The following is a 22,471-nucleotide window of genomic DNA, read 5'->3' on the forward strand; positions in this document are numbered from 1 at the left end:
GTCCAGCATGAAGCGGCTTTGCGGGCGGATAGCCTTTATTTACCTAGGCGCGGCTCCTCGGGCGCGGTTCCGTTGCGACGGAGGAAATCCTCGATCGTGCGCCATAGGTGGATGCTGATGCCGGGGCCGCCCACGCGGTGCGTCTGGCCGGGATAGACCATCATCTCGAACGGCACGGCTTCTGCCTGCATCCGCGCCATCAAGGCGGTGGCGTTGTCGAACACGACATTGTCATCGGACATGCCGTGGATCAGCAGCATCGGGTCCTTGATCTTGACGGCATCGTCGATGGCGCCGGACGCCGGATAGGCGCTTGGGCGATCCTGCGGCTTGCCCAGATAGCGCTCAGTATAATGCGTGTCGTAAAGCTCCCAGCGAGTTACGGGAGCGCCCGCGATAGCGGCAGAGAACAGGCCTGGCGCCTTTTCCAGCAGCTTGACCGACATATAGCCGCCATAGGACCAACCATAGGTCGCGATCCGCTGCGGATCGACATAGGGCTGAGATTTCAACCACTCGACGCCCTTTAGCTGGTCGTCGACCTCTACCGTGCCCATTGCACGATATAATTGATCCTCGAACGCCTTGCCGCGATCCGGCGTGCCCCTGTTATCGACTGCAAAGACGATCCAGCCGCGATCCACCAGATATTGATAGACGGGCGATCCCCACTGATTGGTGACGACCCTACCCGCTCCCGGCCCGCCATAATGCAGCATGAAGACGGGGTATTGCTTGCCCGGCTCCAGCGGCGGGGTCATGATCCGTGTATAGAGCGTTGATCCGTCCGCCGCCTTGATCGTGCCAAAGCGCGTCTTGGCATGGCTGGCGAGGTAAGGGGCGTAGGGGTGATCCCCGGTCATGGCATTTTCCGACAGCCACCCAAGCCGCTTGCCGCTGCCATCGGCCAGATAGACCTGCTTGGGCTGGTCCGTGTTGCTGCGAGAGATCACCAGATGCGTTGCGCCGCTGTCCATCACCGCATCGTTCCACCAGCCATTGCTGGTCAACTGCCGCAACGGCCCCTTGCCCGACAACGCGGCAGCGTAAAGCTGCTGCTCCAAAGGCGTTTCGCGATTGCCGGTGAAATAGACGGTGCCCTGCCGTTCATCCACCGCCACCACGTCCCGCACTTCCCATGCACCGCTGGTCAGCGCGACCCACTTGCCGCCGCGAACATGGTAGAGATGGCCGTGCCCCGTCTTCTCCGACCACCACAGGAAGCTGCCGTCATTCAGCGGCTTGAAGTTATTGCTGAGGTTGATCCAGCTTTTCGCTCCTTCGGTCAGGACGATCTTGGACTTGCCCGTCGCGGGATCGACCGCCAGCAGATCGAGCCGCTTCTGGTCACGGGTCTGGCGCTGGACATAGAGCGTCCGCCCGTCCTTCGACCAATCGACCCGCGCCAGATAGATGTCGCTGTCATCGCCAAGGTCGACCTTGACTTGGCCACCGCCATCCGGCCGCATGACGTAGAGGTCAACCAGCGCGTTGGGCGTTCCCGCTGCGGGATAGCGCTGCTGATAGACTTTCGTGCCCTCGCCGCCGATCGCCGTGCGGGTGACGATACCGACCGGTCCTTCATCCACGCGAGCAACCGCGATCAACTGGTCATCCGGCGACCACCAATAGCCGGTGCGCCGGTCCATTTCCTCCTGCGCCACGAACTCGGCCACGCCCCAACTGACCGTGTCACTCGCCCCCTGCGTCACCTGCCGCTCCCGCGCACCGATCGGCTGCACGAAGAGGTTGCCGTCGCGCACGTAGGAGACAAAGCCACCCTTGGGACTGACCACGCCATTCAGTTCGCTGCTCGGAGTGTTGGTCAGGCGCGACACCTGGCCATCGAGCGATGCAAGGTAAAGATCGCCATCCACCGGGACGAGGATGCTCTTGCCATTGGGAGCCCAGTCATAGCTGGCGATCCCGGTGCTGCCTGCAACCGATCGGTCCCGTTCGCGCTGCATCTTTTCCGCTTCGGAAAGCTCAGCGCCGCTGCCGGTCTTCCTTGAATCCACCAACATGCGCTCCGCTCCGGTCGCGCTGTCGATGGCCCAAAGGTCCAGCCGTTCCTTCTCGTCCGCGCGGGGCTTGAGCAGCGTGACAAGCTTGCCATCTGGCGAGAGCTTCAGCGCTCGCGGCTGAGGCCCCGATAGATCGGGATTGGCGAAGATGCGCTCCAGCGTCAGTTGCTGTTGTGCGCAAACCGGGATGGCAGCACTTGCCAGCAGTGCCAGAGCGGCTGCGCTGCCCTTCAGCAATGAGGACATCCTTATCCTTTCGCCTCGGCCAAGACAGCCGGATGTATCACCGCGAGTTAACGCGGAGCGGACGAAAAGATCAATGTAGGGACATAATCTTTCTCACCATGACCGGAGGAGATCATGGTGGGCGCGACAGGGATTGAACCTGTGACCCCACCCGTGTGAAGGGTGTGCTCTACCGCTGAGCTACGCGCCCCCTGAAAGGAGGATGCGGCCATTGGCATCGGCCACGGCTCCTGTCAAGGCGAGCTTAGACGGGGAGTTGCAAATTGCACTCATTGCCTTTTAGGCGTGAAAGTTTAGTGGCGGGAACGATAAAGGGAGTGACTATCGATGCGTCAGACCATTGCCCTCATGATCACTGGGCTTCTTCTCACCAGCTTGGCGGCCTGCAACACGGTCAAGGGCGTTGGCCGGGACATTGAATCGGTCGGCCGGGCCGGTGAGAGGGCGATGTAAGGATAGGTCAGCCCTTCCTTCACACCGATTATTGGAGGACGCGGTTAGCCATGGCCGCGCTTCTTTCCAGCTTCACGCCGTCGCAATCCGGCTGGCCGCAGTTGCATGCCGCGATGGTGTAGCGGACCCCGCACATCACAAGGACGTCATGGTCGAAGGTATAGTTGGAAATCCCTGCCCGCTCGACCTTCTCTCGCGCTCTGGCTTTCAGAGACATGTGAAATTTCCTCCCATTCACCGTCCGGACATGATCTTTGCTGCTCTGCACAAAGTCAATTGACCGGGATCGGTTCCTGAATGGATTGTCATAAATCCGTCCAGAAAATGACACGATCCGACGCCCTCCGCTACTATGCTTGCGCGGTAGCCCATTCGCACCCATATGCCGCGCCATGAACGACCAACGCTCCTCCGCCATGCCCGTCTGGCATGGCACCACCATCATGTCCGTACGAAAAAATGGGAAGGTGATCGTGGCCGGTGACGGCCAGGTTTCCATGGGCCAGACGGTGATGAAGCCCAATGCTCGGAAGGTTCGCCGCTTGCATGACGGCTCAGTCATCGGCGGTTTCGCTGGAGCGACGGCTGACGCTTTCACCCTGTTCGAACGACTTGAAGCGAAGCTGGAACGGCACAATGGGCAGTTGATGCGCGCCGCTGTGGAGTTGGCCAAGGACTGGCGCACCGACAAATATCTCCGCAATCTGGAAGCGATGATGATCGTTGCCGACAAGGAAGTGACGCTGATCCTGACGGGCAATGGCGATGTGCTGGAGCCGGTCGGCGGCGTGGCGGCTATCGGATCAGGTGGCAATTTCGCGCTCGCAGCAGCCCGCGCGCTCGTTGAGTATGAGGAAGATGCAGAGACGCTTGCGCGTAAGGCGATGGCGGTGGCGGCGGACATCTGTGTCTATACCAACGATCAGCTTGTGATCGAAGAGCTGGCGAGCGTGAGTTGATGTAAAGCCCCTCCCGCAAGCGGGAGGGGTTGGGGTGGGCATTTTCCCTATCCCTAAAAGTTGAAGTCGATTGCTTTCGCAATCGCCCCCACCCCCGGCCCCTCCCGCTTGCGGGAGGGGAGTGAGAAGAAGATGAACGACAATCTGACACCCAAGGCCATTGTTTCCGCCCTCGATGCCCACATCATCGGTCAGGCCGACGCCAAGCGCGCCGTTGCCGTGGCGCTGCGCAACCGCTGGCGTCGGCAGCGCCTCTCGCCCGATCTGCGCGATGAGGTTACGCCGAAGAATATCCTGATGATCGGCCCCACCGGCTGCGGCAAGACCGAGATCAGCCGCCGCCTTGCCAAGCTCGCAGACGCGCCGTTCGTGAAGGTCGAGGCGACGAAGTTTACCGAAGTCGGCTATGTCGGCCGCGATGTGGAGCAGATCGTGCGCGATCTGGTCGAGGAAGCGGTGCGCCTGGAGAAGGACCGTCGCCGCGAAGCGGTGCGTGAAGCTGCTTCCGAGGCGGCGATGAACCGTCTGCTCGATGCCCTCACCGGCAAGGAAGCGAGCGAGGCGACCCGCCTCTCCTTCCGTCAGCGGATCGAGAATGACCAGATGAACGATGTCGAGGTTGAGGTGGAAGTCGCCGACAGCCCCTCCATGCCGATGGAAATCCCCGGCATGGGCGGCCAGATCGGCATGATCAACCTGTCCGACATGATGTCAAAGGCATTCGGCCAAACCCAGAAGAAGCGGCGCAAGCTACGCGTAGCCGAGGCTTGGGACAAGCTGGTCGAAGAAGAGCAGGACAAGCGGCTGGACCAGGACGATGTCGCCCGCGTCGCGATTGCGAGCGCCGAGCAGAATGGCATCGTCTTCCTCGATGAGATCGACAAGATCGCCGTCAGCGACGTGCGTGGCGGCTCGGTCAGCCGCGAAGGCGTGCAGCGCGACCTGCTGCCGTTGATCGAAGGTACGACGGTCTCGACCAAATATGGCCCGCTGAAAACGGATCACATCCTGTTCATTGCATCGGGTGCTTTCCATGTGGCGAAGCCCAGCGACCTGCTCCCGGAGCTTCAGGGCCGCCTGCCCATCCGTGTGGAACTGAAGGCGCTCACCGAGGATGATTTCGTTTCGATCCTGTCCGACACCAAGGCGAGCCTGGTTGCGCAATATCGCGCATTGTTGGCGACCGAAGGCGTCACGATCGACCTCACGCCCGACGGCATTCGCGCGGTCGCGAAGATCGCCGCCGAGGTGAATGGCGAAATCGAGAATATCGGCGCCCGTCGCCTCCAGACGGTCATGGAAAAGCTGCTGGAGGATGTGAGCTTCGAGGCGGAGGATCGTCAGGGCGAGACGCTGGTGGTCGATGCAGCCTATGTCGAGAAGCAGCTTAGTGAGGTGGCGCGGAACACCGACCTCAGCAAATATGTGCTGTAACTACTCCCCTCCAGAAGGCGTTCAAACGAGGCACGTGACTCGTTTGAAGGGCCGGGGGTGGGGGCGAGCGTAGTGAGCCTCCTTCGGAGGCCCCACCCCTTGATCCCCTCCCGCCTGCGGGAGGGGAAATTCATTAGTAGCTGCGCCCTACCAGGACTCGCTCCACCGCCTTCTCGCCGGTGAAGATACAGGCACCATCCGCCGCTTCCGCATCCAGCGGCACGTTGCGCAGCGTCAGCTTCTCGCCCTTCAGCCACTCGATCACCTTGTCGAGCGCCGGACCCGTGGGCTTTGACCATTGTACCAACGCCCAGCCCTGCTTCTTGCTCGCAGCGAAATAGGCTTTCAGCGCATCCAGCGACGTGATCGACTTGTCGATGTTCCCATGCAGCCGGGCCTGCGCATCGGCGAACAGAGCCTGCTGAATCTCCTCCAGCATGCCGGACGCAGCGGCCAGAAAATCGCCCTTTGCGACGATCTGGCTGTCGAGCTTCCCGTCCTCACGATAGAGGCGATCGCGGCGCAGAACCGATACGTTGCCGCCCGCAACGTCGCGGCCGCCCACCTCGATCACGATCGGCGCGCCCTTCTTCACCCAGCCCCAGCGCTTGTTCGCTGCTTTGGCGGGTCGCTTGTCCAGAAGCGCGCGGACGGGTTCGCGGAATACGTCCTGCTTGTTCAACTCGGCGACCAGATCGGCGCAATAATCTACGATCGCAGCATCCTCGTCATTATCACGCAGCATCGGCACGACCACGACCTGATAAGGCGCAAGGCGAGGCGGTACGCGCAGGCCGTCATCATCGCCATGCACCATGATCAGCCCCCCGATCATGCGGGTCGACATGCCCCAGCTGGTCGTCTGCGCCAGTTCCTGTTGCCCTTCCGCATTCTGGAACTTGATGTTCTGCGCCCGCGAAAAGGTCGTGCCGAGGAAATGCGACGTGCCCGCCTGAAGCGCCTTGCCGTCCTGCATCATCGCTTCGATCGAATAGGTCGCGACAGCGCCGGGGAAGCGTTCATTCTCCGGCTTCTCTCCAGCAACCACCGGCAGCGCAACGCACTCTTCGGCGAAGCTGCGATAGACCTCCAGCATCTTCATCGTCTCTTCCATCGCCTCATCGACGGTGGCGTGCGCCGTATGCCCTTCCTGCCAGAGGAACTCAGCGGTGCGCAGGAACATACGTGTGCGCATTTCCCAGCGGACGACATTGGCCCATTGGTTGATCAACACCGGCAGGTCGCGCCAGCTCTGCACCCAGCGGGAAAAAGCCGCGCCGATCACCGTTTCGGAAGTCGGACGAACCACCAGCGGTTCTTCCAGCTTTGCCTCCGGATCGGGCACCAGCTTGCCGTCCTTCTGGATCAGACGATGGTGCGTGACGACCGCCATTTCCTTGGCAAAGCCATCCACATGCTCCGCTTCCTTTTCGAAGTAGGAAAGCGGGATGAAAAGGGGGAAATAACAGTTTTCGTGGCCGGTCGCCTTGATCCGATCGTCCAGCAACTTCTGCATCCGTTCCCAGATACCGTAGCCCCATGGCCGGATGACCATACAACCACGAACGCCGCTTTCCTCGGCCATGTCGGCTTCGCTGACGACGGCCTGATACCAGGCGGCGAAATCCTGTTCGCGGGTAACGGAAAGGGCGTGCTTCACGGGTCCGGCCTTGTTCTTCGACTTAAAGGATGGCGCGCCATAGGCGAAGCGCGCCGTCCCGTCGACCCCGAACGCGCGGGCTCAGCCCAGCTTGTCGATCTTGGCATTGAGGGCGGAAAGCTGCGCCTTCAAATTCGCGATCTCGTCGTCCTTGCTGCTTTCGGAGGCAGGCTGCGCAGGCGCCGATGCGCCCGGCATTCCCGGCATGGTAGGCATTCCCGGCACGTTGCCGAAGGCATTCGCCGCGGCTTCTAACATCTGCATGTTGCGCTTGGCGATCTCCGCCAGCGGGCCACCGCCAAAGGCACCCTTCATCGCTTCCTGGAACTGCATCTGGTTCTTGCGGAAGGCATTCATCGACTCTTCCAGATATTGCGGCACCATCGACTGCATGGAATCGCCATACATGGCGATCAGCTGCCGCAGGAAGTTGACGGGCAGCATGTTCTTGCCCCGCTGCTCTTCCTCCATGATGATTTGCGTGAGGACATTATGTGTTATGTCCTCCCCGGTCTTGGCATCCACCACCACAAACTCGCGCCCCTCACGAGTCATTTGCGACAGCAGATCAAGAGTGATGTAACTGGACGTTTCCGTGTTATAGAGACGCCTGTTCGCATATTTCTTGATAATGACCGGCTCTGATTCATTGGCGGTCTTGGTTTTGGCCATGGATTCCTCTCCCACACCTGTACATTCCGCATTAGCACAAGGTGTTGCCGCACCGCAACATGGCCCTAGGCCGTTGCCCCTCTTTCTCGACATTTTATGGCGGGAAACGGAACATGACCCTGATCTGCGACGGGCAGCTTTCCAAGGTCTGCGTAAATATCAGGACGCCACCCGGCCGTCTCCGCCACCGGCGCCCACCGTCTTTGCTGCGGCCGGAAGTGCCAGATTGCTGCGATACGGCACGGAAAACGGTCGTGCGCCCGTCGTCTTCATCCCTTCGCTAATCAACCCGCCACAGGTTCTTGACCTGTCGGAAGGGCGATCCATGCTGCGCCACATGGCCGCAGCAGGACATGACGCCTATCTGGTCGATTGGGGCAGCCCCCGTGCCGAGGACGCGCACCTTGACCTTGAGCATCATGTGACGAAGCGCCTTCTTACTCTGCTGGAATCGCTCCCCCAGCAGCCCATCCTCGTGGGCTATTGTCTGGGGGGCAGCCTTGCGCTGGGAGCGGCGGCGGTTGCCGAGGTGAAGGCCGTCGCCACCATCGCGGCGCCGTGGCAATTTGATGGCTTTCCCGATGCCGACCGCAACCTTATCGCGTCGCTCTGGCGCGGCGCGAAGGCTACCAGTGAGCAGTTCGGTTATGTGCCGATGGAAGTGTTGCAATCGGGCTTCTGGGCGATGGACCCGGCCCGCACCATCCGGAAATATGCGGCATTCGCGGGAATGGAGCTAGGCTCTGAAGCGGAGCGCGCTTTCCTAGCCGTGGAGGATTGGGCCAACGGCGGATCACCCCTGACCTTCGCAGCAGGCCAGGAGCTGTTCGAGAACTTCTACGGACGAAATATCACTGGCCACCGGCGATGGCGAGTTGATGGCAAGACGGTCGATCCTGAAAGCCTTCGCTGCCCGACATTCTCCGTCCGATCCGCCACCGACCGGATCGTCCCGGCCAGCGCCGCGCCGGAACTGGCCGATGGTTTTACACTGCAACTCGGCCACGTCGGGATGATCGTCGGAAGCAACGCCCGTCACCTGCTCTGGGACCCGCTGTCTCAATGGCTTTCAACCCATGGAGGTTGATGATATTGCAACTGCGAACTGAAACCCTTCATTGAGGACAGGACTTTGTCAGACATCGTCATCACCGCTGCAAAGCGTACCGCCGTCGGCAGTTTCATGGGCGCATTCGGGTCCACGCCTGCGCACGAGTTGGGACGCACCGCCATCATCGCGGCGCTCGATCAAGCCGGGGTTACGCCTGAGGAAGTCGACGAGGTCATATTGGGCCAAGTCCTGAGTGCGGCGCAGGGGCAGAACCCCGCGCGTCAGGCCGCCGTTAACGCCGGAATACCTGTGGAACGCACCGCCATCGGCATTAACCAGCTGTGCGGATCGGGCCTTCGCGCCGTCGCGCTCGCGGCGCAGGCGATCAAGGCGGGTGATGCCCGCATCATGATCGCGGGCGGGCAGGAAAGCATGTCGCTCGCTCCCCATGCGCAATATCTGCGTGGTGGGGCGAAGATGGGTCCGATATCATTCATCGACACGATGACGCATGATGGCTTGACCGATGCGTTCAACAACTACCACATGGGCGTAACCGCCGAAAATCTGGCGGAACGGTATCAGATCAGCCGCGAAGCGCAGGATGCGTTCGCGGTGGCAAGCCAGAACAAGGCGGAAGCCGCGCGGACTTCGGGCCGGTTCAGGGACGAGATCGTCCCGGTGACCGTGAAGGGCCGCAAGGGCGATACCATCGTCGATGCCGACGAATATATTCGCGCTGGCGCGACCCTGGAAGCAATGCAGGGCCTGCGCCCGGCGTTCAAGAAGGACGGCAGCGTAACCGCAGGCAATGCCAGTGGCATCAATGACGGTGCTGCCGCACTCGTTCTCATGACCGCAGCCGATGCCGCCCAGCGGAGCGCTGCCGTACTTGGGCGCATCGCAGGCTTTGCTACCTGTGGGGTGGACCCTTCCATCATGGGCATCGGCCCCGCCCCCGCGTCGCGCAACGCGCTGGCCAAGGCGGGTTGGTCGCTGGCCGACCTCGACCTGATCGAAGCGAACGAGGCTTTCGCGGCCCAGGCGCTGGCGGTAGGTCAGGAACTGGGATGGGACCCGGAAAAGGTCAATGTGAACGGCGGCGCGATCGCCATCGGCCATCCGATTGGAGCATCGGGCGCGCGCGTGCTGACCACGCTGCTTTACGAAATGCAGAAGCGCGATGCGAAGAAGGGCCTTGCAACGCTGTGCATCGGGGGTGGCATGGGCGTCGCCATGTGCATCGAAAGATAATGGGTAATTGGGCCGCCGGATCAAGTTCGGCGGCCTACCACATCCTTATTCCCATAGCCGATCGTAACGGGGACCAAGGCCGGTCAGCAATTCATATTGCGATAGGCCGGATAGCGACGCGGTCGCGGGCAAGTCGTAGGCGATGTCGAGCCAATCCCCTTCCGACACTGACGGCATCGCAGAGACATCCACCGCGACGAGGTCCATCGAAACCCGTCCCACGATCGGCAGTTGAACGTCGCCCGCGCTAACCATCCCTCGGCCGGAAAAGCAGCGCAGATAGCCGTCCGCATAGCCGATGTTCAACACGGCTATTTCCATGTCGCGCTCGGCGATATGAACCGCGTTATAGCCGATCCCATCGCCTGCGGGCACATGGCGCCTTTGCAGAACTTGCGCCTGCGGAAAGACGACCTGCGCGATGTTTCCGGCGGCTTCGGCTCTGGGGATGCCGCCATAAAGCGCCAGCCCCGGCCGCGTCAGGTCAAATGCATAGGCTTGGCCTAAGCAAATGCCCGCGCTGTTCGCCAAGCTGTAACGGCGCGCGGTAGCTTTACCTGTTAGGGCGCCGAACCGATCAAGTTGCAGTTTGCTGAGCCCGCTATCCTCATCGGCCGACGCCAAGTGACTGAGCAGCGTGTCGACCGTCAACCCGTCCAGAGCGGCGGCGACGTCACTCCGCCAATCCAGTCCGAGCCGGTTCATGCCCGTATCAACCATGACGTCGCAAGCGCCTCCGCCCGCCGCCTTCCACCGCGCGATCTGATCCGCCGTGCAGAGAACAGGCCGCGCACGCGACGCGATCGCCGTCTGCATATCCTCGCCGCGCACACCGTGGAATACGGACAGGTTGATCCCATCCTGTAGCATCGGCTCCAGCAAAGCCGCTTCAGCCCAGTTCGATACGAAAAAGTCCCGGCAGCCCGCGACAAGCAGTCGGCGCATCACCTCGACCGCGCCGGTGCCGTATCCATTCGCCTTGATCGCGGCGCCACATGCGGCGACGCCGCTATGCCGTTGCAACCAGCGCCAGTTATTCACAAGTGCGCCGCCATCGAGGCGAAGACGCAGCGGAGCGGTAAATGCGGTCATCGCCGTTGCGATAGCGGCATCCAGTACAGGCGTCGAGGGTTTCCAGGGCGCGGCTTCTTGCTCCGGGGTCAGCGGCACTGCCGACGTGACAGCCTTTGAAAGCTGGACCCGTCATGCAATCGCGGACAGCCTCTGAAAGACCGAACCTGATGCACCCCCTATGGGCTAACGCCGCACGGGGTTTGGGTATCAACAAGATCTGGGCGCGGAAAGGAGACAATCCCCACCGCGCCCAACTCCAATTCCTATTCCAGTTCCAGAATGATCGCGTCCACGGGCAGGCTTTCGCCTTGCGCGGCCGAGACGCTCTTCACCACGCCCGCCTTGGCAGCGCGCAGGATATTTTCCATCTTCATCGCCTCGATCACGGCAAGCGGCTGACCGGCTTCGACCTTGTCGCCTTCCGTGACGTGCAATGCGACGAGCAGGCCCGGCATCGGACAGATCAGGAAGCGCGACAGATCGGGCGGAATCTTTTCGATCATGTGCTTGGCATGGACCGCTGCATGGGCGGGCAAAATGCGCAGCTTGTGGCTTGCGCCATGAGCCGTCAGCACGAAGCCGGAGCGAACCGGCGCGATCTTCACCGCCAGCAATTCCTCGCCAAACTCCGCCTCGATCAGGCGATCACCCGGTGTATATTCCAGCGCCAGGTCGATCGCTTCGCCATCCACGGTGACGTCATCCCCGTTGATGACCACGCCATGGACCGCCTCGCCAATCTTCACCTGCCAGCTGGTGGGAGCGCGCAACTTCTTGCCAAGCTGTCCATCGATGCGGCGGGCACGATCGGCCTGCGCCATCGCTGCGAACGCGCCAATCGCCGAAAGCTTCTTCAGCAGCGTTTCGGAAGCGGGAGCGCCGGTAAAGCCATCCGGATATTCCTCCGCGATGAAGCCGGTGGTGATGTTGCCCGAACGGAAACGCTCATGCTGCATGAGCGCCGAGACGAAATCGATATTGTGGCCCGGCCCTTCAATCTCGAACTGGTCGAGCGCCGCGATCTGCTTGTCGATCGCTTCCAGACGGGTCGGCGCCCAGGTGATCAGCTTGGCGATCATCGGGTCGTAGAACATCGACACTTCGCCGCCTTCGACCACGCCGTCATCGACGCGCACACCATCGCCGGTTTCCGGCGGATTGTAGCGGATCAGGCGGCCCGTCGAGGGCAGGAAGCCACGATAGGGATCTTCGGCATAGACGCGGTTCTCGATCGACCAGCCGTTGATCTTCACATCTTCCTGACGGAAGCTCAGTTCCTCGCCATTAGCGACGCGGATCATCTGCTCAACCAGGTCGAGACCGGTGATCTCTTCGGTCACCGGATGCTCCACCTGTAGGCGGGTGTTCATTTCCAGGAAGTAAAAGCCGTCGCCGGTCTTGTCCGCACCCGACACGATCAGTTCGACCGTACCCGCGCTGAAATAACCAACCGCGCGGGCCAAAGCGACACACTGCTCGCCCATCTTCTTGCGCATTTCGGGGTTGACGAACGGCGAAGGCGCTTCCTCGACAACCTTCTGGTGACGGCGCTGGATCGAACATTCGCGCTCATTGAGGTAGACGATGTTGCCGTGTTGGTCGCCCAATATCTGGATTTCGATATGGCGCGGGCTTTCGATGAACTTCTCGATGAAAACGCGGTCATCGCCGAAGCTGTTCAGACCCTCGCGCTTGGTCGCCTCAAAGCCTTCGCGGACATCCTGTTCCGAATAAGCAAGGCGCATGCCCTTGCCGCCGCCGCCAGCAGAAGCCTTCATCATCACCGGATAGCCGATCTCGTTGGAGATGCGGACGGCATGCTCAGTATCTTCGATAACGCCGACATAGCCGGGGACGACATTGACGCCCGCTTCCATGGCAAGCTTCTTGGATTCGATCTTGTCGCCCATCGCCGCGATGGCATTGGCGGGCGGGCCGACGAAGATGATGCCCTCGGCGTCCAGCGCCTTGCGAAAGCTCTCGCGCTCCGACAGGAAGCCATAGCCCGGATGGACTGCATCAGCGCCTGTATCCTTGCAGGCCTGGATGATCTTCTCCGCGATCAGATAGGACTGGGCGGCGGGCGACGGGCCGATATGCACCGCTTCATCGGCCAGCAGCACGTGCGGCGCGCGGGCGTCGGCGTCTGAATAGACCGCCACGGTCTTGATGCCCATCTTCCGCGCCGTGCGGATGACGCGGCAAGCAATTTCGCCACGGTTCGCGATCAGGATCTTGGTGATTGCCATTATCTATCCTTGCCCCAGTCCTATTTTCCTGCCCGTTCAGGCAGAGCTAATTCAAAGCTCACCTCTTCCCGTCATGCCGGACTTTATCCGGCATCCCGCTGCCTTCTCGCCGCGCAGCCAAGAAGCGGGACCCCGGATCAAGTCCGGGGTGACGAGTTTGAGAGAGTATCGGTTATTCAGCCGCCTCCAGATGCCCGTGTGGCTGCGCCATCATCGGCGTCAGCCCGAGCTTCGAAAGCAGCGCGCTATCCTTGTCATCCCCGGCATTGGCTGCGGTGAGCAGCTTGTCGCCGGTGAAGATGCTGTTCGCGCCCGCCATGAAGCAGAGCGCCTGACAGGCCTCGCTCATGCTTTCGCGGCCCGCCGAGAGGCGCACCATCGACTGCGGCATGACGATCCGCGCCACGGCGACGGTGCGGACGAACTCCACCTCATCGATCTTAGCGAGCGGCGTGTCCTTCAGCATGTCACCCAGCACGGTCCCGGCCACCGGCACCAGCGCGTTGATCGGCACGCTCTCCGGATGCGGCATCGTGCCAAGCGCATGGAGAAAACCGATCCGGTCGCTCCGCGTCTCACCCATACCGACAATCCCGCCGCAGCACACATTGATGCCCGCCGAACGCACATTTTCCAGCGTCTCGATCCGGTCCTCAAAGGTCCGGGTGGTGATGACGTTGGCGTAATTTTCCGGCGAGGTGTCGATATTATGGTTGTAATAATCCAGCCCCGCATCCGCGAGCTGCTTCGCCTGATCCGACGACAACATCCCCAGCGTCATGCAGGTTTCCATGCCCATCTGGCGCACGCCCTTCACCATTTCGATGAGCTTGGGCATGTCCCGTTCCTTGGGATTGCGCCACGCCGCGCCCATGCAGAAACGGCCCGAACCATGATCCTTCGCCTGCGCCGCCGACTGTAGCACCGCCTGCACGTCCATCAGCTTGGTAGCTTTCAAGCCGCTTTCCGCTTCGGTCGACTGGCTGCAATAGCCGCAATCTTCCGGGCAACCGCCAGTCTTGATCGACAGCAGCGTCGAGAGCTGCACCTCATTGCGCGGAAAATTCGCGCGATGGATCGACTGCGCTTCGAACATCAGGTCGTTGAAGGGCAAATCGAACAGCGCGGCGATTTCGTCGCGGGTCCAGTCGATACGGGCAGCAGTCTCGGTCAAGCGGCTTCCTCCAGCCCCGCGGGGGGCATGTTGTGGCCGAGGAGGCGCAGCACATCGGCGGCGCATTCCACGACATTGGAGCCCGGTCCATAAATGCCCTGCACGCCCGCGTCACGGAGATAGTCATAATCCTGTGGCGGGATCACGCCACCTGCGATCACCTTGATGTCGTTGCGGCCCTTTTCGCGCAGCTGGCGGATGAGTTCGGGGATCAACGTCTTGTGCCCTGCGGCCAGCGACGAAGCGCCCACCACGTCCACGCCGCTATCCAGCGCCAGCACCACCGTTTCCTCCGGCGTCTGGAACAGCGGGCCGGACACGATGTCGAAGCCCATGTCCCCGAAAGCGGACGCGATCACGTTGGCGCCCCGGTCGTGGCCGTCCTGTCCCATCTTGGCGATGAGTAGTTTCGGTTTGCGACCGAGGCGCCGCTCGACGGCCTGCACGCCGTCAAGAACCTGTTTCCAGCGGCTGTCCTGCGCATAGGGCTTGCCATAGACGCCCTTCACCGGCGTCGGCACAGTGCCGTAGCGATCGAAGCTGTCCTCCATGGCGGAGGAAATCTCGCCCAGCGTGGCGCGGGCGCGCGCCGCTTCGACCGCATGGGCGAGGAGATTGTTTTCGATCGATTGCGGACCAGCAGCGGCCTGACGCAGCGATTCCAGCGCGGCCTGGCAGGCGGCCTCGTCACGATCGGCCTTCACCCGGTTGATGCGGGCGATCTGCGCTTCGCGGACCTTGGTGTTGTCGACCTCCAGCGTTTCCAGCAGGTCCTCATTCGCCAGGCGATATTTGTTGACGCCAACGATGACATCCTCGCCCCGATCCACGCGAGCCTGACGGGCAGCCGCCGCCGTCTCGATCATTGCCTTGGGCCAGCCTGCCGCAACGGCCTTCGCCATGCCGCCTTCGGATTCCACACGGTCGATGATTTCCTGCGCCGCATCGACCAGTTGCTGGGTCAGCGCCTCGACATAATAGCTGCCACCCAGCGGATCGACGACATTGCACATGCCGGTCTCTTCCTGGATGACGATCTGCGTGTTGCGCGCAATGCGGGCCGAAAAGTCGGTCGGCAGTGCAATCGCCTCGTCCAGCGCGTTGGTGTGCAGCGACTGCGTGCCGCCCAGCATCGCCGCCATCGCTTCGATGGTGGTGCGCATGACATTGTTATAGGGGTCCTGCTCGGTCAGCGACACGCCCGACGTCTGGCAATGGGTGCGCAGCATCTTCGAACGCTCGTCCTGCGCGCCCAGCTTTGTCATCACGCGATGCCACAGCACGCGGGCGGCGCGCAGCTTGGCGATCTCCATGAAGAAGTTCATGCCGATGGCGAAGAAGAAGCTCAGACGCCCCGCGAACTTGTCGATGTCGAGGCCCGAGGCCACGCCGTAACGCACATATTCCGCGCCGTCCGCGATGGTGAAGGCCAGTTCCTGGACCTGCGTCGCGCCCGCTTCCTGCATATGATAGCCGGAGATGGAGATGCTGTTGAACTTGGGCATCTCGCGCGAGGTGTAGCCGAAAATGTCGGAGATGATCCGCATCGACGGTTCGGGCGGGTAGATATAGGTGTTGCGGACCATGAACTCCTTCAGAATGTCGTTCTGAATGGTTCCGTCCAGCAGCTTGCGCTCAACCCCCTGCTCCTCGCCCGCGACGATAAAAAAGGCGAGGATCGGGATCACCGCGCCGTTCATGGTCATGGATACGGACATCTTGTCGAGTGGAATGCCGTCGAAAAGGATCTTCATGTCCTCGACGCTGTCGATCGCCACACCGGCCTTGCCAACGTCGCCAACGACGCGCGGATGGTCGCTGTCATAGCCGCGATGGGTAGCGAGATCGAAAGCGACGCTGAGGCCCTTCTGCCCTGCGGCTAGGTTGCGGCGATAGAAGGCGTTGGATTCCTCTGCGGTCGAAAAGCCCGCATATTGGCGGATAGTCCAGGGACGTCCCGCATACATGGAGGCGCGCACCCCGCGCGTGAAGGGCGCGAAACCCGGCAAGCCCGGTTCGACGGTCACGTCCTCGGCAGTATAGAGCGGCTTGACGGTGATCCCTTCCGGGGTCTCCCAGTTCAAATCTTTGCCCTTCACTTCCTTGGCGGCGGCGGTCGCCCACTGATCCAGCGTCGGCTTGTCGGTCATCTGTCCCATTCCTTTCCTCGCCCCTTCAGGGGAAAGGATACGCAGGCTTGTCAGCTTGGCTGACTAGCCGAAGTTGGAGAGGGGGTGGCGTGCCCCGCCCCTCTCCGCTGCGACTAAGGCCTGCTACGCAGGCCCAAGTCTCACCGCCTCTCCCCTGAAGGGGCGAGGCAAATCAATGCGCCTCTTTCGGCGTCTCCATGATCTCGGTCAGCACCCCGTTCATATCCTTGGGGTGAACGAAGAAGATCAGCGTCCCATGCGCCCCGATGCGCGGTTCGCCCAGCACCTTCTTGCCCAGCCCTTCGAACCACGCTTTGGCTTCATGAATGTCGGGCACCTCATAACACATATGGTGCTGCCCACCCGCCGGGTTCTTGGCGATGAAACCGTGGATCGGGCTGTTCTCACCCAAAGGTTCGATCAGTTCGATCTGGGTGCCTTCAGTGCCGTTCTCCCCCGGCGTATCCACAAAGCATACCTTCACCCCCTGCGCGGGCAGGTCGAACGGCTCATGCGTCAGCATCGCGCCCATCACATCGCGATAGTAAGCGAGCGAGACTTCCAACGAAGGCGTCGCCACGCCGATATGGTTCAAGCGACCGAGTTTCATTTTTAATATCCTCGTATGAACTTCAGTCCAAACAGTAGGCCATAGATCAAGAAAAATACGCCCATCAACGAAGCGAGAAAATTCATGAAAATGACTCTGCGAAACCCCAGACTTCCTCTCCGATAATCTCCAAATCTTCCTTTCGCGATGCCGGTACGAAGTTCACTGCGCCCGGCCCGGAAGCAGTGGATCGCAAGGACTGCTCCTGTAGCGATCGCAACCAACGCTATTCCGGCATCCTTAGTCACAACGGAATATTGTCGTGCTTCTTCCACGGATTCTCCAGGCTCTTGTTGCGCAGCTTGCGCAGCCCCAAAGCGATCCGCTTGCGGGTCGAATGCGGCTGGATCACCTCGTCGATGAAGCCCTTGCCCGCCGCCACGAACGGATTGGCGAAGCGGTCTTCATATTCCTTGGTTTTGTCCGCAATCTCTTCGGGCGTCTTGCCACGGAAAATGATCTCCACCGCACCCTTCGCGCCCATCACCGCGATTTCCGCAGTCGGCCACGCATAGTTGAGGTCGCCTCGCAGATGCTTGGAGCTCATAACGTCATAAGCGCCGCCATAGGCCTTGCGCGTGATGACGGTGATCTTCGGCACGGTCGCCTCGGCATAGGCGAACAGCAGCTTGGCGCCATGCTTGATGATGCCCGAATGTTCCTGCGCGGTGCCCGGCAGGAAGCCCGGCACATCGACGAAGGTCACGATCGGAATTTCGAACGCATCGCAGAAGCGGACGAAACGCCCGGCCTTTTTCGATGAATTAATGTCGAGCACCCCGGCAAGCACCATCGGCTGGTTGGCGATGATCCCAACCGTCTTGCCCTCGATCCGGCCGAAGCCGCAGAGGATATTGCCCGCATGAGCAGGCTGAACCTCGAAAAAGTCGCCTTCGTCCACGACCTTGCGGATCAGCTCATGCATGTCGTAGGGCTGGTTCGCATTGGCCGGGATCAGCGTGTCCAGGCTCTCTTCCATCCGGTCCCACGGGTCCGCGCTCGGCCGCTCAGGCACCGGCTCCTTGTTGGACGCAGGCAGGAAGTCCACGAAATCGCGGGTCGCCAGCAGCGCCTCGATATCATTCTCGAAAGCCACGTCCGCGACGCCCGACTTGGTCGTGTGCGTCACCGCGCCGCCCAGTTCTTCCTGCGTGACGATCTCGTTGGTGACGGTCTTCACCACGTCGGGGCCGGTCACGAACATGAAGCTCGAATCCTTCACCATGAAGATGAAGTCGGTCATCGCGGGTGAATAAACCGCGCCGCCCGCGCACGGCCCCATGATCACGCTGATCTGCGGCACCACGCCGGATGCCAGCACATTGCGCTGGAAAATCTCCGCATAGCCCGCCAGCGATGCAACGCCTTCCTGAATGCGCGCGCCGCCGGAGTCGTTAAGACCGATCACCGGCGCGCCAACCTTCAGCGCCATGTCCATGATCTTGCAGATCTTCATCGCATGCCGTTCGGACACCGCGCCGCCATAAACGGTGAAATCCTGGCTGAACACGAAGACTAGGCGGCCGTTGATCGTGCCCGATCCAGTGACGACGCCGTCGCCCGGAATATGCTGTTCATCCATGCCGAAGTCGACGCAGTTATGCTCGACATACATGTCGACTTCTTCAAAGCTGTCTTCGTCCAGCAGGACTTCCAGACGCTCCCGCGCGGTCAGCTTGCCCTTGGCATGCTGCGCGTCGATACGGCGCTGACCACCGCCAAGGCGCGCGGCCTCGCGCTTGGCTTCCAGCTGTTCGATAATGGCGAGCTTCGACATATAGAATATCTCTCCGGTGACGGCACGGTCGGCTATATTGTCCCCTTTCCCTGCTTTCACCTTTTTCGCAAATGCAAATTTGCCAATTTGCAAATCACCATTTCGCAAATTAAGAGCCGCGCATGGCACGAGGCAATCGTATTTTCGCAGGTCCACGGCTGCGGCAGCTTCGCCTGGACCACCGGATGGACCAGGCGACCATGGCGCAGGCGTTGGGGATTTCCGTCTCTTATCTCAGCCAGCTGGAAAATGACGACCGGCCGCTGACGGCCAAGGTGAAAGCCGCGTTGGCCAGCGCCTTCCCCACTGATTGGGCCAGCTTCGACAGCCGCGAGGAAGAGCAGTTGCTCGGTGCCTTCACCTATGCGCTGGCCCATCCCGAGCTTCCCGGCCCTTTGATGGAGCCGGAAAGGATCGAGAAGCTGCACCTCCAATTTCCGGAGTTCGCAGCCCGCTACATCGACCTCTACAACGCCCATATGCGCGCGAATGAGCGCATCAACATGATCGAAGAAGCGATCGCCAACGATCATGAGGTGCAGGCGCGCCTTCCTTGGGAAGCGGCGCGCGACTGGTTTCATGAGGCGGGCAATTATGTCCACGCGCTCGATTGCCTGGCGGAAGACATGGCGTCCAGCTTCACGGCCGGGCAAGTTCTGGACGAAGGCATGCTGGTGGAGGCGCTGGCCCGCCGCCACGGCATCGAAACGCTGATCGCCGACACGCCCGATTCCGCCCTGCGTGCCTACTCATCGAACGATCGCCGCCTGTTCGTGAACGCGGCTCTCCCGACGGAAAGTCGCAAGTTCATGCTGTCTCACCAGCTCATGATGCTGGAGGGCCAGGCCGTGATTGCCGACGTCGTGAACCGGGCCGCCTTGCCGGTGGAAGGCGCCGACCGCCTCCTCGCCATAGGGTTGGGCAATTATGCGGCGGGCGCCCTGCTGATGCCTTACGCCCAATTCCGGCAAGCCGCGCGGGAAGTCCGCCATGACATAGATCGCCTTAGCCGTCGCTTCGGCGTCAGTTTCGAACAGGCCTGCCATCGCCTCTCAACCCTTCAGCGACCGGGCCTGCGCGGCATCCCATTCTTCTTCTGCCGCGTCGACATGGCGGGCAACATCACCAAGCGGCACAGCGCCACCCGCCTGCAATTCGCCCGTTTCGGTGGCGCCTGCCCCTTGTGGAACGTCCATGAAGCCGTCGCTATACCCGACCGCATCAATGTTCAGCTCGGCGAAACGCCGGACAGCGTGCGTTACGTGTCCATGGCCAAGGGTTTGGTAAAGCCTTCGGGCAGCTATTCGCGCACCCCGCGCCGCTACGCCGTTGTTTTGGGATGCGAAGTCGCCCATGCGGCGAACTTCGTCTATGCCGACGGGCTACAGCTGGAGATGGAGGGGGCAGCAACGCCGATCGGCATAACCTGCCGCCTCTGCCCGCGCCAAAGCTGCGACCAGCGCGCCTTCCCGCCCGCCGACCGGCCGATCCGGGTCGATCCGGACAACCGCCAGATTGTGCCTTACTGGATCGGCTGATCCGCTACGCCAGCACCCAGCTTGCGGAAACTGGCCCTTTGCGGGCTTCTCCGGCTGCTTAAGATCGGACTTATGGACCACGGCCTTTTTCACGGCGCCGAATTGCAGGCAGACCTAATGCGCGATGGCTTTGCCCGCATCGCCGGACCTCACATGCTGGCGATGCTGAAAGCCGATGCAGGATGCTGGACGCAATTCGCCGATAGCTGGAATGACCTTGGCCCCGACCTCTACATGGCGGACGGGGGACGTTATCGTCGTCGGCGGCACGCCGCATTTCGCTGTGAGCAGGGACGTTTTACGCGCAAGCCGCACCAGCCACATTTTCAGAGCCGCGACTATAACCCCCTTAACGGAGACGTGCAGCGCTGGTTCGACCCTGTCCATCAGGAGACGATCGACAATCCTGTCACGCAGGCGATCTTTGCTTTTTGCGCGGCAAACTTCGGAGCCGATAGCGCACGGGAGTGGCACGTCGAAATGCACCAGTTCCGCATCGAAACGCACGAGGACCATATCGGCCGCCCCACGCCTGAGGGACTCCACCGCGACGGAGTGGACTGGGTCCTCGTGATGCTCATCGAGCGGCGCAATGTCGACGAAGGCGTGACCCGCATCGGCGCGCCCGATGGTACGGCGCTGGGCGAGTTCACCCTCGCCCGGCCAGGGGATACGGTGTTGATAGACGACCGCCGCATCCTGCACGGCGTCACCGAAATCCGTCCGATCGATCCACGGCAAGCCGCGTGGCGCGATGCACTGGTCGTGACCTTAGCGGCGGCCCGCTGACCTATTTCAGCAGCACCAGTTCTTCGGCCATGCTGGGGTGGAGCGCCACGGTGTCGTCAAACTGCTGCTTGGTCAGTCCCGCTTTCACCGCTACCGCCGCAGCCTGTAGAATCTCTGGCGCATCCGGGCCGATCATGTGCAATCCAACCACGCGGTTCGTGGTCGCATCCACCACCATCTTGTACAGCGCGCGTTCGTCCCGGCCCGCAAGAACGTTCTTCATGGGGCGGAAGTCCGAAGTATAGACCTTCACCGTCCCCAGCTTGTTCTTCGCCTGGGCTTCGGTCAATCCTACGCCAGCCAGGGGCGGATGACTGAATACGGCGGACGGGACGCATTCATAATCCACGGTCCTGGGATTGTCGCCAAACACCGTGTCGGCGAAAGCATGACCTTCCCGGATGGCGACCGGCGTTAATTGCAGCCGGTTCGTAACGTCGCCGACCGCATAGATGCTCTCGCAACTCGTGCGGCTATAATCATCGACCTTGATCGCGCCCTTGTCGTCCAGCTCCACGCCTGCATTTTCAAGGCCCAAGCCCTCGACATGCGGCTGGCGTCCCGTCGCAAACATCACCGTATCGCAGGGGATGGGGTCGCCATTGCTGAAATGCATGCAAAGCGTGCCATCGTCATTTTTCTCGATCCGATCCATCTCCGCATTGAAGCGGAACTGGATGCCCTTCATCGTGGAGATCTGGAGCAACCGATCGCGGATCTGCTCATCATAACCGCGCAGCAGCGTCGATGATCGGTTGACGATGGTCACATGACTGCCAAGCTGATGGAATATGCCCGCAAATTCATTGGCGATATAGCCGCCGCCGACAATCACCATCCGCTTGGGCGCGTCCTCCAAATGGAAGGCCTCATTGGACGTGATGCCATGCTCCGCTCCTTCCATCTCCGGGATCGCGGGCCAGGCCCCCGTCGCGACCAGTATATATCTGGCGCTGATTTCCCGACCGCTTGAGAGCTTCACCGAATGCGGCCCGGTGATCGTGGCGCGTTCCGCGATCAACTCGACCTTATGGCTCTCCAGCGTGTTCCTGTAGAGCCCCTCCAACCGATCGACATCGGCCAGCACATTGTCGCGCAGGACTTTCCATTCGAAATCGCAGTCGGGGACATGCCAGCCAAAGCGTCGCGCATCCTTCAAATCCTCGGCGAAATGAGCCCCGTAGATCAGGAGCTTCTTGGGCACGCAGCCCCGGATAACGCAGGTGCCGCCGACCCGATATTCCTCGGCGACGGCGACCTTTGCGCCATGCGCCGCCGCCACGCGCGATGCACGAACCCCTCCCGATCCCGCACCAATGACGAAAAGGTCGAAATCGTAGTCGGTCATGCTGCTCTC

General features: G+C 61.4%; 18 protein-coding genes and 1 tRNA gene. 7 read left to right on the plus strand and 12 right to left on the minus strand.

Annotated elements, in window-relative coordinates:
* Positions 1–35: 35 nt before the first annotated feature.
* Both ACZ51H_RS04885 and ACZ51H_RS04890 read right to left on the minus strand, forming a co-directional pair.
* Positions 36–2,270: a S9 family peptidase gene (locus ACZ51H_RS04885; RefSeq protein WP_464802612.1), complete on the minus strand. Its 2,235-nt coding sequence runs from the start codon at positions 2,268–2,270 to the stop codon at positions 36–38.
* Positions 2,271–2,385: 115 nt separating this feature from the next.
* Positions 2,386–2,460: transfer RNA gene (locus ACZ51H_RS04890), tRNA-Val, on the minus strand.
* A gap of 137 nt (positions 2,461–2,597) precedes the next feature.
* Between ACZ51H_RS04890 and ACZ51H_RS04895 the strand changes: the two genes are divergently transcribed.
* Positions 2,598–2,723, plus strand: a complete 126-nt coding sequence (locus ACZ51H_RS04895; protein WP_097091531.1) for an entericidin A/B family lipoprotein — start codon at positions 2,598–2,600, stop codon at positions 2,721–2,723.
* A 28-nt stretch (positions 2,724–2,751) separates the two neighbouring features.
* Here ACZ51H_RS04895 and ACZ51H_RS04900 read toward each other — a convergent pair whose 3' ends face one another.
* The gene (locus tag ACZ51H_RS04900; protein ID WP_464802613.1) at positions 2,752–2,940 is read right to left on the minus strand and encodes a hypothetical protein; all 189 of its coding nucleotides are present in this window, start codon (positions 2,938–2,940) and stop codon (positions 2,752–2,754) included.
* A 199-nt stretch (positions 2,941–3,139) separates the two neighbouring features.
* Here ACZ51H_RS04900 and hslV point away from each other — a divergent pair, with 199 nt between their 5' ends.
* Both hslV and hslU read left to right on the plus strand, forming a co-directional pair.
* Positions 3,140–3,682: an ATP-dependent protease subunit HslV gene (hslV, locus tag ACZ51H_RS04905; protein ID WP_449474625.1), complete on the plus strand. Its 543-nt coding sequence runs from the start codon at positions 3,140–3,142 to the stop codon at positions 3,680–3,682.
* Positions 3,683–3,814: 132 nt separating this feature from the next.
* Entirely contained in the window at positions 3,815–5,116 is a 1,302-nt protein-coding gene (gene hslU, locus ACZ51H_RS04910) for an ATP-dependent protease ATPase subunit HslU (protein ID WP_449472387.1), read from the plus strand.
* 133 nt (positions 5,117–5,249) lie between these two features.
* Here hslU and proS read toward each other — a convergent pair whose 3' ends face one another.
* Together proS and phaR are read right to left on the minus strand one after the other, a co-directional pair.
* Positions 5,250–6,776: a proline--tRNA ligase gene (proS, locus tag ACZ51H_RS04915; RefSeq protein ID WP_464802614.1), complete on the minus strand. Its 1,527-nt coding sequence runs from the start codon at positions 6,774–6,776 to the stop codon at positions 5,250–5,252.
* A gap of 81 nt (positions 6,777–6,857) precedes the next feature.
* Positions 6,858–7,448, minus strand: coding sequence for a polyhydroxyalkanoate synthesis repressor PhaR (phaR, locus tag ACZ51H_RS04920; RefSeq protein ID WP_449472391.1), 591 nt, complete (start codon positions 7,446–7,448; stop codon positions 6,858–6,860).
* On the opposite strand from phaR, the gene ACZ51H_RS04925 reads away from it, so the two are divergent.
* Together ACZ51H_RS04925 and ACZ51H_RS04930 are read left to right on the plus strand one after the other, a co-directional pair.
* Positions 7,447–8,535 carry an alpha/beta fold hydrolase gene (locus ACZ51H_RS04925; RefSeq protein ID WP_464802615.1) on the plus strand — a complete coding sequence of 363 codons (1,089 nt, stop codon included), beginning with the start codon at positions 7,447–7,449 and terminating at the stop codon, positions 8,533–8,535. The two genes, phaR and ACZ51H_RS04925, sit on opposite strands and share 2 nt — an antisense overlap.
* A gap of 45 nt (positions 8,536–8,580) precedes the next feature.
* Positions 8,581–9,753, plus strand: a complete 1,173-nt coding sequence (locus ACZ51H_RS04930) for an acetyl-CoA C-acetyltransferase (protein ID WP_464802616.1) — start codon at positions 8,581–8,583, stop codon at positions 9,751–9,753.
* A 45-nt stretch (positions 9,754–9,798) separates the two neighbouring features.
* Here ACZ51H_RS04930 and alr read toward each other — a convergent pair whose 3' ends face one another.
* The 6 genes from alr to ACZ51H_RS04960 all read right to left on the minus strand — a co-directional run bounded on the left by alr (position 9,799) and on the right by ACZ51H_RS04960 (position 18,787).
* Entirely contained in the window at positions 9,799–10,845 is a 1,047-nt protein-coding gene (alr, locus tag ACZ51H_RS04935) for an alanine racemase (RefSeq protein WP_464802617.1), read from the minus strand.
* Positions 10,846–11,090: 245 nt separating this feature from the next.
* A complete protein-coding gene (locus ACZ51H_RS04940) occupies positions 11,091–13,076 on the minus strand; it encodes an acetyl-CoA carboxylase biotin carboxylase subunit (RefSeq protein WP_464802618.1) in 1,986 nt (661 codons plus the stop codon).
* A gap of 172 nt (positions 13,077–13,248) precedes the next feature.
* Positions 13,249–14,250 carry a biotin synthase BioB gene (bioB, locus tag ACZ51H_RS04945; RefSeq protein WP_464802619.1) on the minus strand — a complete coding sequence of 334 codons (1,002 nt, stop codon included), beginning with the start codon at positions 14,248–14,250 and terminating at the stop codon, positions 13,249–13,251.
* A complete protein-coding gene (gene scpA / locus ACZ51H_RS04950) occupies positions 14,247–16,400 on the minus strand; it encodes a methylmalonyl-CoA mutase (RefSeq protein ID WP_464802620.1) in 2,154 nt (717 codons plus the stop codon). The genes bioB and scpA overlap by 4 nt, the downstream gene beginning before the upstream one ends.
* A 172-nt stretch (positions 16,401–16,572) precedes the next feature.
* On the minus strand, positions 16,573–17,010 hold the full coding sequence (mce, locus tag ACZ51H_RS04955) for a methylmalonyl-CoA epimerase (protein WP_464802621.1): 438 nt from the start codon (positions 17,008–17,010) through the stop codon (positions 16,573–16,575).
* A gap of 244 nt (positions 17,011–17,254) precedes the next feature.
* Positions 17,255–18,787 (minus strand): acyl-CoA carboxylase subunit beta, encoded by a 1,533-nt coding sequence (locus tag ACZ51H_RS04960; RefSeq protein ID WP_464802848.1) that lies wholly within the window; start codon positions 18,785–18,787, stop codon positions 17,255–17,257.
* A gap of 122 nt (positions 18,788–18,909) precedes the next feature.
* Between ACZ51H_RS04960 and ACZ51H_RS04965 the strand changes: the two genes are divergently transcribed.
* Both ACZ51H_RS04965 and ACZ51H_RS04970 read left to right on the plus strand, forming a co-directional pair.
* Entirely contained in the window at positions 18,910–20,325 is a 1,416-nt protein-coding gene (locus tag ACZ51H_RS04965; protein WP_464802622.1) for a helix-turn-helix domain-containing protein, read from the plus strand.
* 72 nt (positions 20,326–20,397) lie between these two features.
* Positions 20,398–21,114: a 2OG-Fe dioxygenase family protein gene (locus ACZ51H_RS04970; RefSeq protein WP_464802623.1), complete on the plus strand. Its 717-nt coding sequence runs from the start codon at positions 20,398–20,400 to the stop codon at positions 21,112–21,114.
* Between the two features lies 1 nt (position 21,115).
* Here the strand turns inward: ACZ51H_RS04970 and gor are convergent, their stop codons facing one another.
* On the minus strand, positions 21,116–22,462 hold the full coding sequence (gor, locus tag ACZ51H_RS04975; protein WP_464802624.1) for a glutathione-disulfide reductase: 1,347 nt from the start codon (positions 22,460–22,462) through the stop codon (positions 21,116–21,118).
* Positions 22,463–22,471 lie beyond the last annotated feature (9 nt).

This window comes from Sphingobium sp. TomMM15, assembly GCF_055397045.1.